Below are 16,654 nucleotides of genomic sequence, written 5' to 3' on the forward strand. Positions count from 1 at the left end.
GTCCAACCGGCTGAGCACCGTCCACCGCCGCGTCCCGCTTGATCTGTTCATCGTGCCGACCTACGAGGGTCGCAAGGTCACCGCGCTGTCGATCCACGCCGGCGTCTGGACCAGCGCCGCGCTCGCCGCCGCGCCCACCCACGTTCCCCGGATGCGTGCGCAGCTGGCCGCGCTGACCGACAAGTTCGGTTTCGACCGCTCGGGCCACGCCGGCAAGGCGCTGGTCCACGCCATGACCTCGCTGCCGCATGACCTGCTGGTCGGCTTCGAGGATGCCGACCTTGAACGCGTTTCGACCACGATGATGAGCCTGATCGACCGGCCGCGCCCGCGTCTGGCGATTGTCACCGCACCGCTCGAACGCCACCTTTTCGCCTTCGTCTGGCTGCCGCGCGATGCCATGTCGACCACCACGCGCCTGCAGGTCCAGCAGATGCTGACCCAGGCCGCCGATGGCCCGGTGCTCGACTGGAGCCTTGAGATCGAGGGCGGCAATCTGGCGCTGCTGCAATTCGTCATCGACATCCGCGAAGGCGCGGCAATCCCTGATGAAGAAGCGCTCGACGCCCAGTTGAAGGCCATGCTGCGCGGCTGGAGCGACGCGGTCGAAGCCGAACTGGCAAACCACGAGGAAGCCGGCCGCGCCGCCGCCATCGCCGCGCGCTATGCCGACGCTTTCCCGCTGTCCTATCGCGCGGTGCACGGCGCAGCCGAAGCAGCAAACGACATTTCGCGCCTGCGCCATCTTTCCGCTGACGAAGCAGACGCCAGCCCGCGCCGGGGCGTGCGCGTTTATACCCTGCCGGGCGATGAAGCGGGCAGCCTGAGGCTCAAGCTCTACCAGCGCAGCGGCGCGATTGCGCTTTCCGACGCTGTCCCCGCGCTCGAAAACTTTGGTTTCCGGGTGATCGAGGACGTGCCAACCACGCTGGAACAGCGCGGCGAGCACCTTGGTGCGATCCACGATTTCCTGCTGGCGCTGCCTGCCGGTGCCGACGCCGCTGCCGTGCTCAGCCATGCGCCGGTGATCGAGAATGCCCTGGCGTCGGTGCTTAACGGCCAGGGCGAGGATGACGGCTTCAACCGCCTGATCGCCGGCCTGCGCCTTTCCGCGCGCGAGGCGAACTGGCTGCGCGCCTGGTATCGCTACCTGCGGCAGGCGGGTCTGAACTTCGGTATTCCGACCGTGGTCGATGCCTTGCAGAACGCGCCGACGGTGACACTGGCGGTGCTCGACCTGTTCCGCGCACTGCACGATCCGGCCTTCGCCGGGGATCGCACAAAGGCCGCTGAAGCCGCGCAGGAAGCCATCAAGGCCGGACTCGCCAAGGTCTCCGCGATCAATGATGACCGCCTGCTGCGCGCCTATCGCGCGCTGGTGCTGGCCATGCTGCGGACCAATGCCTTTGCCCCCGCAGGCGAAATGGCGCTGGCCTTCAAGCTCGATTCGGCCATGGTCCCGGGCTTGCCCAAGCCATTGCCCTGGCGCGAAATTTTCGTCTATTCGCGCCGAGTGGAAGGCATCCACCTGCGCGCCGGGCCAGTCGCTCGCGGCGGGCTGCGTTGGTCCGACCGGCGCGACGATTTCCGCACCGAAGTGCTTGGCCTGATGAAGGCGCAGCGCGTGAAAAATGCCGTGATCGTGCCGACCGGGGCCAAGGGCGGGTTCTATCCCAAGCAGCTGCCCAACTCCGCGATTGACCGCGACGGCTGGCTGACCGAGGGCCGGACAAGCTACAAACTCTTCATCCGCACGCTCCTTTCAATCACCGACAACATCGTCGGTGCAAAGGTGGTGCATCCGCCCTGCATCGTCATCCGTGACGGCGAGGACCCCTATTTCGTCGTCGCCGCCGACAAGGGCACGGCGACCTTCTCCGACACGGCCAATGCGCTGGCCGACGAAGCTGACTTCTGGCTCGACGATGCTTTCGCCAGCGGCGGGTCAAAGGGCTATGACCACAAGGCCATGGGCATCACCGCCAAGGGTGCCTGGCTGTCAGTGCGCCGCCACTTCCTCGAAATGGGCGTCGACGTGCAGAGCGATCCGGTGCGGGTTACCGGCTGCGGCGACATGTCGGGCGACGTTTTCGGCAATGGCATGTTGCTGTCGAAGTCGATCAAGGTCGTCGCCGCGTTCGACCACCGCCACATCTTTCTCGATCCCGATCCCGATCCGGCGAAAAGCTGGGCCGAGCGGGCGCGGATGTTCGTGCTGCCGCGATCATCGTGGGACGATTACGACAAGAAGCTGATCAGCAAGGGCGGCGGCGTCTTCCCGCGCAGCGCCAAGGAAATTCCGCTGTCGAAGCCGGTCCGCGTCCTACTCGGCACCGATGCCGAGGCGATGGCCCCCGAAAGCCTGATCACCGCGATCCTCAAGGCGCCGGTCGACCTGATGTGGTTCGGCGGCATCGGCACCTACGTAAAGTCGAGCGCCGAGAACAACGCCACGGTCGGCGATCCCGCCAACGACGGCCTGCGCGTCGACGCGCGCGACATTGGCGCGAAGGTCATTGGCGAGGGCGCGAACCTTGGCTGCACCCAGGCAGGGCGCATCGAATTTGCGCTCTCCGGCGGGCGGATCAACACCGACTTCATCGACAATTCGGCCGGCGTCGATTGTTCGGACAACGAGGTCAACATCAAGATCGCGCTCGCATCGGCCAAGCGTGCCGGGCGGCTGACTGAGCCTGCCCGCGTCAAGCTGCTGTCCTCGATGACCGACGCGGTGGCGCACCTCGTTCTCGAGGACAACCGCCTGCAAGCGCTGGGGCTTTCCATCGCCGAGGCCGGGGGTGCCGGCGCGACCGGCTCCTACCTGCGGCTGATGGAAATGCTCGAGGAGCGCGGCGGGCTTGACCGCAAGACCGAGGGACTGGCCGACAACGACACCTTCAAGCGCCGCGCCGCCGAAGGGCGCGGGCTGACCCGGCCCGAACTGGCCGTGCTGCTGTCCAGCGCCAAGCTGGCCTTGCAGGACGCACTCGAACATTCCGCCCTGCCCGACGATCCGGGGCTCGACGACGAACTCGTCGCCGCCTTCCCGGAAGCGATGCAGGCCAAGTTCCGCAAGGACATCCTTGGCCACCGGCTGCGGCGCGAGATCATCGCCACCAAGCTGGCGAACCGCATGGTCAACCGCATCGGCATGATTCACCCCTTCGAACTGGTCGAGGAAGAAGGCGGCGGGTTGGCGCAGGTCGCAGCAGCTTTCCTCGTCGCTGAGCGCCTCTTCGGCATGGACGCCGTGTGGCACGCGATCGAGACTGCCCCGATGCCCGAAGGCGCGCGCCTGATCGCCTTCCGCCGCGCCTCATCGGCGCTGCGCAGCCACATGGCCGACCTGCTGCGCGCCGGGGTGACCGACGTGAAGCCAACGAAAATGCTCGCCGACCTCGCCCCCGGTGTTTCCGCGCTGTCCGCTGATGTCGGCAAGCTGCTCGGCGGCGAGGCCAAGACCCAGTCGGCACGGATGCTTGCCGATCTGGCACAGGCCGGTGTGCCACATGCCGAAGCGGCAAAGGTTGCGCGGCTCAGCGACCTCGACGGGTCGGTCGGGCTTGCCCGGCTCGCCCGCGATCTCGCCATCGATACCAGCGTGCTGACCCGCGCGTTTTCGGACCTTGGCGCGCGGCTCGGGCTCGACTGGGCGCAGCAGGCCGCCAGCCGCCTGCGTCCGACCGATTCGTGGGAGCGCCTGCTCGTCGCCGGCCTAGCGCGCGATTTCCAGCACATGCGGCTCGATTTCCTCCGCCGGCTCTGCGGCAAAAAAGGCTGCGATCCGGCCGACATGGTCGAGCAATGGGCCGGAGCGCAGGCCGTGGCCATCCGCCAGTTCCGAGCGATGGTGACCCGCGCGCAAGGTGCGGTGCCGACCGCGCCGGCCATGCTGGCGCAGATTGCCGGGCAGGCGCGGAACCTGTTGGGGCGGTAGTCGCGTAAGAGACCCCTCCAATTACCGTCATGCTGAACTTGTTTCAGCATCCATCGGGCCGCATATGCTGCCGCCTGGGTGGAAGCGCAGCTCCACCGTTTTGCCCCTCAGGACACGGTAGTGGGACTGGCGAAATGGATGCTGAAACAAGTTCAGCATGACGATAAAGGAAGGGAAGCGTGTAGCTCAGTCCGCCGCAGGAGCGACTGCCACCTTGCTCGCCAGCAGCTTGTCGATCTTGCGGCCATCCATGTCGACGATCTCGATCCGCCAGCCCTGCTCGTTGAAGTGTTCGCCCTCGCGCGGCAGGCGCTTCAGCACCGAGAGCACGAAACCCGCCGCCGTGGCGTAATCGCGGTCCTCGCTGATATCGATGCCGAGCCGCGCGCCCAGCGCATCCACCGGCAGCGCGCCTGACAGCAGCAGCGAGCCGTCCTCGCGCATGACGATCATCGGTTCGTCGCCTTCGTCCTGGTGGCTGGCGAAGTTGCCGACGATGGCGGACAATAGATCTGCCGGAGTGACGATGCCTTCAAGGTGGCCGTATTCGTCATGGACCATCGCCATCGACACGTCCGACTGCTGCAACAGCTTGAGCGCATCCATGGCATCCAGCTGGTCTGGCAGGATCTCTGCCTTGCGCATCAGCCGCGCGACCTGAATCTTCTTGCCGGCGAGCAGCGCGCGCTGGAGGTCGAGCACCTTGACCACGCCGCACACCGCGTCGGGCGCGCCGTCAACCACCGGCCACAGTGAATGGGGTGAGGACTTGAGCATGGCGCGCACATCGTCTTCGGTGGCGCGGCGGTCGATCGTGTCGATCTCGTTGCGCGGGGTCATCAGTTCACGCACCGGGCGGTCCGCCAGCCGCATGATCCCGGTCATGATCGCGCGTTCGTCTTCCTCGATCACGCCCGAGCTGGTCGCCTCGGCAATGATCATGTGCAGTTCCTCAGCGGTCACTTCGTTCTCGCCCGAACGCTTCACGCGCAGCAGGGTAAGCAACAGGCTGGAGCTGACGTCGAGCAGCCAGACCAGCGGCGCGGCAACCTTGGCGACAATGGACATCGGCAGGGCAGCGAGGATGGCGATGCCTTCCGCGTGGCGCAGCGCCACCTGCTTGGGCACCAGTTCGCCGATGACGAGGCTGAGGTAAGTGGTCAGCGCGATGACCGCGGCAAAACCGGCATCGTCAGAATATTGTGCCGGCATACCCCAGGCCGAGAACCGCTCCGCCGTCGGACCGCCAAGGCTGGCGCCCGAATAGGCACCGGCAAAAATGCTGACCAGCGTGATGCCGATCTGCACGGTAGAGAGGAACTTGCCCGGATCGCTGGCAAGGTGCAGCGCCACTTTCGCGCCCGACTTGCCTTTTTCGGCAGCGACCTTGAGCCGCGCCGGGCGCGCCGAGACGATTGCCAGTTCGCTCATCGAGAACAGGCCGTTGATGATGATCAGGCCGACAAGAACGGCCACATCTGACCAGGGATAGGGTGTCACGGGCGAGTCTCTAGCAGGGAATTCAGCGCGCTGCCAGTTCGCGCGCGCGGTCGGCCAGACGATCAACGGCAGCCGCGTGAATGGCAGGCGCGGTGACCAGCACACCGAAGGCGCGCGGATCGCGCTTGTTGTAGTTGAGGGGCCCGCCAAAGGCATCGGTGACCGCCGCCCCTGCCTCGCGCGCGATCAGAGCGGCGGCGGCGATGTCCCATTCCCAGCCCCACCGCAACGTGGCCAGCAGGTCCGCCTCGTCAGCGGCGACCATGGCGATGCGCAGCGCGATCGAGTTGGGCTTGTAGACCTTGGTCAGATCGGCATCGACCGGCGGCAAGTGATCAACCGGCACCCGCGCGCCGGCAAGCGCGGTGCGGCGGCTGGCCACCAGCGGCTCGCCATTGCGCCAGGCACCGCGTCCGGCCTCGGCGTGCCAGAACTCGCCCCCCGGTGCTTCACCGCGCGCAGGGGCATGAAGCATGCCGAACAAGGGCCGGCCCGAACTGACCAGCGCCACCGATACCGCCCAGCCGGGCCGTCCATGAATAAAGTCGCGCGTTCCGTCGATCGGATCGACCAGCCAGGCGAGGCCGGCGCCAAGGCCATCATGACCAAGCCGGTCAGGGGCGTCGGTGGTTTCCTCCGAAAGCCAGCCCGCCGAAGGCAGCAGCGCGCCCAGCTCGCGCTTGAGGAAATTGTCGACCGCGATGTCAGCGGCGCTGACGGGATTGTTGGCCGACTTCTCCCAGACTTCGAGCGCATGGCCGTCGCCCGGCCAGGTATCGTGCGCCATGCGCCCCGCCTCGCGGACAATCGATTCGAGACGCGCGCGGTCGATCATCGCAGCTTCGCCGGGGTGATAACGCGTGTAGTTAAGAATGACTCGCAACTGGCGTTCATATTTCTACCTTAGAGCCCGTTTCAGGCCCTTTTCAACCCTGCCGTTGCGTCCTATGCGGCAGCGCACAATTCGTCTGACCGTCTCCATAACCCGGAAAAGAGCCCGCGCATGAACATTCACGAGTATCAGGCCAAGGAACTCCTCGCCAAGTTCGGCATTGCCATCCCCAAGGGCATCCCCGCGATGAGCGTGGAAGAGGCTGTTGCCGCCGCCAAGCAGCTCCCCGGGCCGCTTTATGTCGTGAAATCGCAGATCCACGCCGGCGGGCGCGGCAAGGGCACGTTCAAGGAATTGCCCGAAGGCGCCAAGGGCGGTGTCCGCCTCGCCAAGACGCTTGAGGAAGTCGAGGCCCACGCCAAGGACATGCTCGGCAACACCCTGGTGACGATCCAGACCGGCGACGCCGGCAAGCAGGTCAATCGCCTGCTGATCACCGACGGCGTCGACATCGGCAAGGAATACTACCTGTCGATGCTGGTCGACCGCGCTTCGGGCCGCGTCGCGATGATCGCCTCGACCGAAGGCGGCATGTCCATCGAGGACGTTGCCCATGACACGCCCGAAAAGATCGCCACGATCACCATCGATCCGGCGGAAGGCTTCCAGCCGCACCACGGCCGCACGCTGGCTTTCGGCCTCAAGCTCAAGGGCGACCTGGCCAAGCAGGCGCAGATCCTCGGCAAGCAGCTGTACGATGCCTTCATGGCGCTCGACTGCGAGATGATCGAGATCAATCCGCTGGCCGAATCGGATGGCAAGCTGCTGGTGCTCGACACCAAGATGAGCTTCGATTCGAACGCGCTGTACCGCCACCCCGACGTCTTCGCGCTGCGCGACGAGACCGAGGAAGACCCGGCCGAGATCGAAGCCAGCAAGTACGACCTCGCCTATATCAAGCTGGATGGTGACATCGGCTGCATGGTCAACGGCGCCGGCCTTGCCATGGCGACGATGGACATCATCAAGCTCAACGGCATGTTCCCGGCCAATTTCCTTGACGTGGGCGGCGGCGCGACGACCGAAAAGGTCACCGCGGCGTTCAAGATCATCCTTGCCGATCCGGCCGTGAAGGGCATCCTCGTCAACATCTTCGGCGGCATCATGAAGTGCGACACCATCGCCGAGGGCATCGTTGCCGCGGCGAAGGAAGTGAACCTTTCGGTTCCGCTGGTCGTCCGTCTGGAAGGCACCAATGTCGATCTCGGCAAGGACATCCTCGAGAACTCCGGCCTGCCGATCGTCTCCGCCAGCGACCTGGGCGACGCCGCCCGCAAGATCGTTGCCGAAGTAAAGAAAGTCGCCTGATCCCGGCCGGCGGCGCGCATCACATCGTGACAGCGCGCCGCCGGGGGGCTTGACGTTTTTCGCTTCTGCGGCAAAGGCGAATCCGCAGTTTAATCGAGCGACTAAATTCCCATCGAGGAAGGACCACAGGCATGAAGATCATCGTCCCGGTAAAGCGGGTGATCGACTACAACGTGAAGCCGCGCGTCAAGGCGGACGGCACGGGTGTCGATCTGGCCAACGTCAAGATGTCGATGAACCCCTTTGACGAAATCGCCGTCGAGGAAGCCATCCGTCTGAAGGAAAAGGGCGTGGCGACCGAGATCGTCGCAGTTTCCGTCGGCCCGCAGAAGGCGCAGGAAACGCTGCGTACCGCGCTCGCCATGGGCGCTGACCGCGCGATCCTCGTGCAGACCGACGATGAAGTCGAACCGCTCGCCGTTGCCAAGATCCTCAAGGCCATCGCCGACGAGGAAACCCCGGGTCTGGTGATCCTCGGCAAGCAGGCAATCGATGACGATTCGAACCAGGTCGGCCAGATGCTCGCCGCGCTGATGGGCCGTCCGCAGGGCACCTTCGCTTCGGCCGTGACCGTGGAAGGCGACTCGGTCACCGTCACCCGCGAAGTCGATGGCGGTCTGGAAACGGTGAAGCTCGCCATGCCGGCGATCGTCACCACGGATCTCCGCCTCAACGAGCCGCGCTATGCCTCGCTGCCGAACATCATGAAGGCCAAGTCAAAGCCGCTTAGCGCCAAGACCCCGGCTGATTACGGCGTCGACACCGCCCCGCGCCTCAAGACGCTCAAGGTTGCCGAACCGCCGGTCCGCAGCGCCGGCATCAAGGTGGCAGACGTGGATGCCCTCGTCGCCAAGCTTAAAGAACTGGGAGTCGCCTGACATGAAGACGCTCGTCTGGGTCGAACACGACAACGCCTCCGTCAAGGACGCCACCCTCGCCGCCGTCACCGCTGCCTCGCAGCTGGGCGAAGTCCACCTGATCGTCGCCGGTGCTGGCTGCGCCGCCGTGGCCGATGAAGCCGCGAAGATCGCCGGCGTGGGCAAGGTCCACCTCGCCGACAACGCTGCCTACAAGGACGCGCTGGCCGAAAACGTCGCGCCGCTGATCGTCGAGCTGATGGGCCATCACGACGCCTTCGTCGCGCCGGCCACCAGCCACGGCAAGAACATCGCCCCGCGCGTCGCGGCGCTGCTCGATGTCATGCAGGTTTCGGACATCCTCTCGGTCGAAGGCCCCAGGACCTTCACCCGCCCGACCTATGCCGGCAACGCCATCGCCACGGTCGAAAGCTCGGACGCCAAGCTGGTGATCACCGTGCGCGGCACCGCCTTTGCCAAGGCGGAAACCTCGGGCGGATCGGGCACCGTTGAAGCCGTGTCGGGTGCAGGCGATGCCGGCCTCTCCAGCTTCGTCGGCGCCGAAATCGCCAAGAGCGAGCGCCCCGAACTGACCAGCGCCAAGGTCATCGTCTCGGGCGGCCGCGCGCTCAAGGACGGACCGACCTTCGAAGCCACGATCTTCCCGCTCGCCGACAAGCTCGGCGCGGCAGTCGGCGCATCGCGCGCCGCGGTCGACGCAGGCTATGTGCCGAACGACTATCAGGTCGGCCAGACCGGCAAGATCGTCGCCCCCGAAGTCTACATCGCCATCGGCATCTCCGGCGCGATCCAGCACCTCGCCGGCATGAAGGATTCGAAGACGATCATCGCCATCAACAAGGACGAAGACGCCCCGATCTTCCAGGTCGCCGACATCGGCCTGGTGGGCGACCTGTTCACCGTGGTGCCGGAACTGACAGCCAAGCTCTGAGCGGTTCCAACTGACGAAATGCGAAAGCCCCGGGGGGAAACCTTCGGGGCTTTTGTTTTGTTTTCAGATGTGTATGGATTGCTTCGATCGAGCAGGGGACAGGACATGCGCGTTTCGGGCACAACAACAGCTCTTCTCCTCGGTGCTGCAATCCAAACCTCTACCGCGATGGCAGCAACGCAAGTGGAAGAACTGACGCGTACGGGTCCTTGGGTCGCTAATTTTGACCAAAACGCCTGCCATCTCATCGGTCAGTTCGGCACTGGCGATACGTCCGTATCCATAAAGCTGACACGCTATGCCCCCGGCGACACTTTCGACCTGACCATATACGGTGCGCGATATCGCAGCACCGACGCCTCGGTCCGAGCCGGCGTCACGTTCAATCCCGGAGCAAAGATCGTAAAGTCCGAACAGCTGGCTGGCACCGCAGGCAAGCTGCCCATGATCATCGTCGGCAAGACGCGCCTCGATGGCTGGAGCGATTCCAAAGACGTCGATACAGCGCCCTTGATCACGCCGGCAATGGAAGCTGCCATTATATCGATGGATATCGAAGCCACCGGGAAAAAGCGTGTACGGCTGATGACCGGCAGCATGGGCAAGACGATGGCCATGATGCGGACCTGCATGAAGGCACTGATAAAGGAGTGGGGCTTCGATCCATCAGTCGAATTGAGCCTGAGCCGCCCAGTGCAGCCTGCGAGCTCGCCAGCGAACTGGCTGCGGTCGGATGATTACCCCTCCGGAGCGCTCGAAAAAGGACACAACGGCCTCGTGAATTTCCGTGTCGACATCGACAGCACAGGCAAGGTCGAAAGCTGCCATATTCTATCGGCAACCAAGCCATCCGACTTTGAACTTGCGACCTGCAAGGGAATTACCAGACGTGCACGGTTCGTCCCGGCGCTCGACGCAAGCGGTCAGCCGGTTCGGTCATTCCACGTCAACACGGTCAAGTGGCTGGCTGGATACTAGCGCCCGCAGCGCTCATACAACCGCAGCACCGCGCCATCGTCACTTTCATGCCGGCCATATTCCACGAACCCCAGCTTGCGCGCGATGGCATCTGACGCGGCGTGGCCTTCGTCGATCATGCAGGCGATCCGCTGATTGCCGTGGACCGCGTCGAACCAGTCCAATGCCGCGCGCATGACTTCGCTGGCTACGCCTTGGCCCCAGAAGTCCTTGTGGACGATCCAGCCGGCCTCGGCGACGTCGTCCATGCCCTTGTGCGGCCCGAAGCCGCGGTGGCTGCGGAAGACGCCGCAGGTGGCGATGATGCGCTGCTCCCCGCGCGGGCGAACCATGAATACGCCGTAGCCGTAGAGCGTCCATGAGCCGGTATTGCGCAGCAGGCGGTTGAACGAATCCATCTCGGTCGGCGTGAAGGAACCGAGGAAGCGCCGTGTCTCGTCATCGAGGGTGAGCGCGAAGAGGTCGTGCTGATCGCCGGCCTGCGGTTGCCACAGGTCAAACCGTTCGGTCGTGAGGAACGGGCGCAAGGCGGGCCGGACCACTACAGCAACCCGTTCGCCGCGTGCAGCAGGACGCCGACGAGGCCGCCGACCAGTGTGCCGTTGATGCGGATGAATTGCAGGTCACGGCCCACTGCACCTTCGATGCGGTCAGTTACGGTATGCGCGTCCCAGCGCTTCACGGTTTCCGAGACCAGCCGCACGATTTGGCCGCCATAACGCGCGGCGATGCCCACCAAGGTGCGGCGGGCGAAGCGGTTGATCTGGGCCTGCAGCGCGGGATCATCGCGCAGGTGCTGGCCAAGCTCACCAAGCGCCTCCGCCAGTTGGCCGCCCATCGCCGGATCGGGCGAGCGCAGCCGCGCGATGGTGCCGGTGCGCAGCCGTTCCCACACGCCTTGCCACCAGGCGGCGAGCGCGGGATTGGCCAGCACTTCGTCCTTGAAGCCTTCAACCCGCGCGCGCATTGCCGGATCGTGGCGCAGGTCATGCGCCAGCGTGGCGAGGCCTTCCTCGATCTTGCCGCGTAGCGGGTGCTTCGGGTCGACCACGACTTCGGCGAGCATCTTGTAAATGCCGTCGATCACCGAATTGGCCAGCTTTTCATCAAGGCCGGTCCAGCGCAGCACGGCATTGGCGCGGCGGTGGATCATGTCGCGCACCAGCGGTTCGTTGTCTTCCAGCGTCAGGCCGGCCCAGCGGACCAGCGAATCGATGATCGGCAGATGCTTGCGGTCGGCAATCGCGGTTTCGGCGAGCCCGCCGAGCAACGGCGCGACTTCCAGCTTGCCCAATTGGCGAACGAGCCCGCCGCGCACCTGATTGCCCAGCCGTTCAGGATCGAGCGATTCGAGCACCTGCGCTAGCAATTCCGCTGCGCCGGCGCGCACCCGGCTGCCGGCGGCGCCGTCCGGCGCGGAGAGCCAGTTGCCGGCGGCTTCGGCGATGTTCATGCCGCTCATCCGGCGGGCGACAACTTGCGGAGTGAGGAAATTGTCGCGCAGGAAGCCCGCCATGGTGTCGGCGATGCGGTCCTTGTTTTCCGGGATGATCGCGGTGTGCGGAATGGGAATTCCGAGCGGGTGGCGGAACAGCGCGGTGACGGCGAACCAGTCTGCCAGACCGCCAACCATCGCCGCCTCGCTGAAGGCCAGCAGCCAGTGCCACGCGGGACTCGGCCAGGCGGCCTGCGGCCCGATCTGGCTGCGCGCGAGCAGGAACAGCCCGGCCATGGCGACAAGCAGGCCGGTAGCAACCAGCCGCATCCGCCGGGCCCGGTCTACGCCAGCGCGCGGCGACAAGGGCAGAGCGCCGGTCACTCGGCAGCGAGGGCTTTCGGCGGCAGGTCTTCAACGGCCGCCGGATAGTTGGCGCGCTGGCCGTCCTCCGGCTTGTAGGTCAGGAACTTCTTGCGCAGCGCTGGGCCGACCCGCTTTTCAAAGCCATCGGCGAGGCTGAAGCCGGCCGGGACGATCACCAGCGTGAGCATGGTCGACAGGATCAGGCCGCCGATCACGACAATGCCCATCGGCGCGCGCCAGGCGCCGTCGCTGCCGATCGACAGGGCGGTTGGCACCATGCCAGCGGTCATGGCGACGGTCGTCATGACGATCGGCTGGGCGCGCTTATGGCCCGCTTCGATAATCGCATCGTACTTGTTGGTGCCCTTGCTCATTTCGTCGATCGCGAAATCGACCAGCAGGATCGAGTTTTTCGCGACGATGCCGAACAGCATCAGGATGCCGATGAATACGGGCAGCGACAGCGGCTGACCGACAACGCCGAGCACGATCAGGCCGCCCAGAGGGGCGAGGAACAGCGAGCCCATGTTAACCAGCGGCGATACGAAGCGGTGGTAAAGCAGCACCAGAACCGAGAACACCAGCAGGATGCCGGCGGCGAGCGCCTTGCCGAAATCCTTGACCATTTCGCCCTGGAAGCGGGCCGAGCCGACGGGCGCGTTGGAAATGCCATCGGGCAGCCGCTGCATGATGGGAAGCTGGTTGATCTGGGTGGTGATCGTCCCTTGCGCAAAACCGGGGCCAACGTCCGCACCAATGATGACACGGCGGCTCTGGTTGTAGCGCTGGATCGAGATGGGGCCGGAACCGAGCGTGATCTCGGCCACACTCGAGAGCGGGACGGAGCCGCCCGTCGAAGTCGGCACGGGCAGATTGCTGATCGTCGAAAGATTGCGGCGGGCGTCCTCGGACAGCCGCACCCGGATCGGCACCTGACGGTCCGACAGCGAGAATTTCGCAGCGTTCTGGTCAATATCGCCAATCGTCGCGATGCGGATCGCCTGGCTGATCGCGCTGGTCGACACCCCGAGCGAGGTGGCAAGATCAGTGCGCGGGCGGATGATCACCTCGGGACGGCGCATGTCGGCAGCGATGCGCGGCGCGACCACGCCGGGGATCGCCTTCATCTGTTCGATCAACGTGGTGGCGGCCTTTTCGAGCGCCACGGGGTCGGAGCCGGAGAGCATGACCGAGATCGCACGGCCCGAGCCGCCGCCGCCGCCACCGCCCTGCAGATCGCGGAACGTGATCCGGGCGTCGGGAATGGTCTGCAGCTTCTCGGTCAGCGTCTGCTGGTAAGCCTGGCTGGTCTTGTCGCGCTCCTGCTTCAGGTTGATGAAGATGCGGCCATTGCCTTCGCGGACAGAGGAATAGGCGCTTTCAGTGGCGGGATCGGCAAGGATTATGGCCATCGCCTGATCGCTGACCTGCTCGGTCTGCTGGATCGTGGTTCCCGGCACCATTTCGATGCCGACACTGGCAAAATCAGCGTCCTGCGGCGGGAAGAACTGCAGGGGGATCGTGGCCAGCAGGCCAAGCGTCATGAGCAGCGCGCCAAAGCCGACGCCGATCATCCATACCCGGTGATCATGCAGCCGCGCCCGCAACCGCGCCGAAACAGAGACGCTGTAGGCAGCGAAGCCCGAACCAAACATGCGCGCCACGGCCTTGAACAGCGCGCGGGCCAGCATGTAGCCGGCGATCAGAGCGACGATCGGCAGGATGATCGAAAGCAGCTTGAGAGCGCCGGTGAGTTTCAGCAGGGCCAGCGCATTGGCGACCGCCACGGCCGCGACAATTGCCAGCACGACCCGCAGCAGCAGCATCATGGCCACGCCTGTCCCGAAAAATCCCTTTGTCTGAACCGGCTGGATCTGCGCGCGTTTGTCCTTGGCCTTGCGGTTATCAAGGGTCCACCGCAGCAGGCGGATATAGCGATCCATCCACGGCCCGCTGGCGTGTTCCGCCACGCCATGCGATTCGAGGAAATAGGCCGCAACCATCGGTGTGATCATGCGCGCCACGACCAGGCTGAGCAGGACCGAGGTGACGACGGTCAAACCGAAGCTCTTGAAGAACTGGCCGGTAACGCCGCCGATCATCCCGACCGGGAGGAACACCGCAACGATCGAGAACGTCGTGGCGACCACCGCGAGGCCGATTTCGTCCGCCGCGTCGATCGCCGCCTGATAGGCGCTTTTGCCCATGCGCATATGTCGGACGATGTTCTCGATCTCGACGATGGCGTCATCGACGAGCACGCCCGAAACCAGGCCAAGCGCCAGTAGCGACAGGCTGTTCAGCGTGAAGCCGAACCATGAAAACAGGAAGTAGAAGGTCGGAATTGCGGAAAGCGGGATGGCGATCGCCGACATCAGGGTCGCACGCCAGTCACGCAGGAAGAAGAACACGACGATGACCGCGAGGATGGCCCCTTCGATGATCGATGAAATCGAGCTGTCGTATTGCTGTTTGGTATATTTCACGAAGTCGTAAAGCATCACGAAGTGCACGCCGGGGTGCTCCTTCTCGATCTTTGCAAGTTCCGCCACGGTATCGTCGAACAGGGCAACGTCAGAGGCACCGCGCGCGCGCTGGATGTCGAAGCTGACCACCGGTTTGCCGTTCATCTTCGAGATCGAGGTGACCTCCTTGAAGGAATCGGCGACCGTGGCAAAATCGGTCAGCTTGATCGTGCGGCCGCCGCCAATGGCCACCTGGACCTGCGACAGCTGATAGGCGGTTGCAGCATTGCCAAGGACTCGGATCGACTGCCGCGACCCGCTGATCTCGGCACGCCCGCCAGCGGCATTCGTATTGAGCTGGCGCAGCGCCGCGTTGACCTGGCTTGCGGTGATGCCGAGCGACTGCATCCGGCCCGGATCGAGGGTAACGCGGATTTCGCGCGTGACGCCGCCGCTGCGGTTGACTGCGGCCATGCCGGGAATCGACAGCAGCCGCTTGGCGACCGAATCGTCGATGAACCAGGACAATTGCTCGACCGTCATGTCGTCAGCCGAAACGGCCCAGGCGGCCATGTCGGAGCTGTTCTCGGCCTTGAAGACCTGCGGTTCGAGGATGCCGTCCGGCAGGTCTCCGCGCGCCTGGTCGATGGCATTCTTGACCTCGTTCAGCGCCTCATTCACGTCGACGCCGATCTGGAACATGATCATTGTCTGACTGCTGCCTTCGCTGGCAGTCGAGCTGATGGAATCGACACCGTTGATCGTGCGGACAGCGGCCTCGACCTTCTGGGTGATCTGGTTCTCGATCTCGGTCGGCGCAGCGCCCGGCTGACTGACCACGACGATCGCTGCCGGGAACTCGATGTCCGGCATGTTCTGGACCTTCATCTGCGCAAAGGCGACGATGCCAAGCATCATCAGGCCGATGAACAGGATGATCGGAACCACCGGGTTACGGATCGACCAGGCCGAGATGTTGCGGAAGTCCATCGCTGTCAGCGTCCTTCGCGAATCAGAGTTTGCCGGCGACCGGCTGGATCGTCTCGCCCGGCGAGAGGAAGCCGCCGGCACGCAGCACCACGCGCTCATTGCCGGACAGGCCCGACGCGATGGCAAGGCCCTTATCAGTCACGAGGCCGATCTTGACGTTGCGGCGCTCGATCTTGTTGTTCTTGCCGACGATGTAGACATAGCTGCCCTGATTGTCGGACAGGACGGCCGAATCGGGCAACAGCGGCGCAATGATCGAGCCGGCCTTGATCACGGCGGCAGCGAAGCCGCCGGGGCGCAGTTCGGGTGCATAGGCCAGCGCGATGCGGGCAAAGCCCTGCCGCGAAGCCGGATCGATAACCGGCGAGACCTGCCAGACCTGGCCGGTGAACTTCTTTACCCCGCCGACGGGCGAGACTTCGGCGGTGACGCCGGTGGAAATTTTCGCCAGATCGACTTCGCCGACCTGCGCGCGCAATTCCATTTCGCCGCCCTTGGCAATGCGGAACAGAACGCCGCTGCCGCCGCCAACCACTTGGCCGGGTTCGATCTTGCGCTCGAGGATCAGGCCTGCCGCCGGAGCGACGATGTTGAGCCGGGCGATCTGTGCGCCGATCTGGCCATAGGTGGCGCGGGCCACGCGAACGCGGGCATTGGCGGCATCGCGGGTCGCGGTCAGCCGGTCGACATCGGCTTTCGAGATGAAGCCGCGATCGACGAGTTTCAACGCGCGTTCAAGATTGGCCTGGGCCAGCCGCGCATCGGCTTCGGAAACCTGGATCTGCGCGCCTTGTCCTGCCTGCTGCTGCGCCTGGACCGAACGATCGATCACGGCGAGCACTTGCCCGGCATTGACCCAGTCGCCCGCCTCGACCAGCACCGAGCGGACCTGGCCGCCTTCGCCGACAACGCCGACGGGCATTTCGCGGCGCGCGCCCAGCGAGCCGTTGACGTTGATCGCGCCTTCAACCGTG

At 64.9% G+C, this 16,654-nt stretch carries 11 protein-coding genes; 5 read left to right on the plus strand and 6 right to left on the minus strand.

Annotation, left to right across the window (positions count from 1 at the left end; genetic code table 11):
• Window positions 1–3,937, plus strand: a 3,937-nt coding sequence (locus tag RMO89_RS07385) for an NAD-glutamate dehydrogenase domain-containing protein (protein ID WP_310532205.1), incomplete at its 5' end; no start/stop codon positions are given.
• Window positions 3,938–4,123: 186 nt separating this feature from the next.
• Here the strand turns inward: RMO89_RS07385 and RMO89_RS07390 are convergent.
• Entirely contained in the window at window positions 4,124–5,437 is a 1,314-nt protein-coding gene (locus tag RMO89_RS07390) for a hemolysin family protein (RefSeq protein WP_310532206.1), read from the minus strand.
• A gap of 22 nt (window positions 5,438–5,459) precedes the next feature.
• Window positions 5,460–6,272 carry a 3'(2'),5'-bisphosphate nucleotidase CysQ gene (locus RMO89_RS07395; RefSeq protein ID WP_310532219.1) on the minus strand — a complete coding sequence of 271 codons (813 nt, stop codon included), beginning with the start codon at window positions 6,270–6,272 and terminating at the stop codon, window positions 5,460–5,462.
• 168 nt (window positions 6,273–6,440) lie between these two features.
• On the opposite strand from RMO89_RS07395, the gene sucC reads away from it, so the two are divergent.
• The 4 genes from sucC to RMO89_RS07415 all read left to right on the plus strand — a co-directional run bounded on the left by sucC (window position 6,441) and on the right by RMO89_RS07415 (window position 10,424).
• The gene (sucC, locus tag RMO89_RS07400; protein ID WP_310532207.1) at window positions 6,441–7,637 is read left to right on the plus strand and encodes an ADP-forming succinate--CoA ligase subunit beta; all 1,197 of its coding nucleotides are present in this window, start codon (window positions 6,441–6,443) and stop codon (window positions 7,635–7,637) included.
• 131 nt (window positions 7,638–7,768) lie between these two features.
• Window positions 7,769–8,515: an electron transfer flavoprotein subunit beta/FixA family protein gene (locus RMO89_RS07405; RefSeq protein ID WP_310532209.1), complete on the plus strand. Its 747-nt coding sequence runs from the start codon at window positions 7,769–7,771 to the stop codon at window positions 8,513–8,515.
• A gap of 1 nt (window position 8,516) precedes the next feature.
• Window positions 8,517–9,446: an electron transfer flavoprotein subunit alpha/FixB family protein gene (locus RMO89_RS07410; RefSeq protein WP_310532211.1), complete on the plus strand. Its 930-nt coding sequence runs from the start codon at window positions 8,517–8,519 to the stop codon at window positions 9,444–9,446.
• Window positions 9,447–9,551: 105 nt separating this feature from the next.
• A complete protein-coding gene (locus RMO89_RS07415) occupies window positions 9,552–10,424 on the plus strand; it encodes an energy transducer TonB (protein WP_310532212.1) in 873 nt (290 codons plus the stop codon).
• On the opposite strand, the gene RMO89_RS07420 is transcribed toward RMO89_RS07415, so the two are convergent.
• The 4 genes from RMO89_RS07420 to RMO89_RS07435 all read right to left on the minus strand — a co-directional run.
• Window positions 10,421–10,966 carry a GNAT family N-acetyltransferase gene (locus tag RMO89_RS07420; protein WP_310532213.1) on the minus strand — a complete coding sequence of 182 codons (546 nt, stop codon included), beginning with the start codon at window positions 10,964–10,966 and terminating at the stop codon, window positions 10,421–10,423. The genes RMO89_RS07415 and RMO89_RS07420 overlap by 4 nt on opposite strands.
• Complete coding sequence (locus tag RMO89_RS07425; protein WP_310532214.1) at window positions 10,966–12,189, minus strand: DUF445 domain-containing protein; 1,224 nt, start codon at window positions 12,187–12,189, stop codon at window positions 10,966–10,968. The genes RMO89_RS07420 and RMO89_RS07425 overlap by 1 nt, the downstream gene beginning before the upstream one ends.
• 50 nt (window positions 12,190–12,239) lie before the next feature.
• Window positions 12,240–15,680 carry an efflux RND transporter permease subunit gene (locus tag RMO89_RS07430; RefSeq protein ID WP_310532216.1) on the minus strand — a complete coding sequence of 1,147 codons (3,441 nt, stop codon included), beginning with the start codon at window positions 15,678–15,680 and terminating at the stop codon, window positions 12,240–12,242.
• A 22-nt stretch (window positions 15,681–15,702) separates the two neighbouring features.
• The coding region (locus tag RMO89_RS07435) for an efflux RND transporter periplasmic adaptor subunit (protein ID WP_310532217.1) at window positions 15,703–16,654 on the minus strand (952 nt) is incomplete at its 5' end.

Source organism: Novosphingobium sp. (assembly GCF_031424035.1).
Classification (GTDB): Bacteria; Pseudomonadota; Alphaproteobacteria; order Sphingomonadales; family Sphingomonadaceae; genus Novosphingobium.

What these genes read in the sequence shown, in the direction of transcription:
- RMO89_RS07410 (WP_310532211.1), top strand. Translation starts at nt 8,517, where the DNA reads ATGAAGACGCTCGTCTGGGTCGAACACGACAACGCCTCCGTCAAGGAC.
- RMO89_RS07405 (WP_310532209.1), top strand. Translation starts at nt 7,769, where the DNA reads ATGAAGATCATCGTCCCGGTAAAGCGGGTGATCGACTACAACGTGAAG.
- RMO89_RS07415 (WP_310532212.1), top strand. Translation starts at nt 9,552, where the DNA reads ATGCGCGTTTCGGGCACAACAACAGCTCTTCTCCTCGGTGCTGCAATC.
- RMO89_RS07430 (WP_310532216.1), bottom strand. Translation starts at nt 15,680, where the DNA reads ATGGACTTCCGCAACATCTCGGCCTGGTCGATCCGTAACCCGGTGGTT.
- RMO89_RS07395 (WP_310532219.1), bottom strand. Translation starts at nt 6,272, where the DNA reads ATGATCGACCGCGCGCGTCTCGAATCGATTGTCCGCGAGGCGGGGCGC.
- RMO89_RS07425 (WP_310532214.1), bottom strand. Translation starts at nt 12,189, where the DNA reads ATGCGGCTGGTTGCTACCGGCCTGCTTGTCGCCATGGCCGGGCTGTTC.
- sucC (WP_310532207.1), top strand. Translation starts at nt 6,441, where the DNA reads ATGAACATTCACGAGTATCAGGCCAAGGAACTCCTCGCCAAGTTCGGC.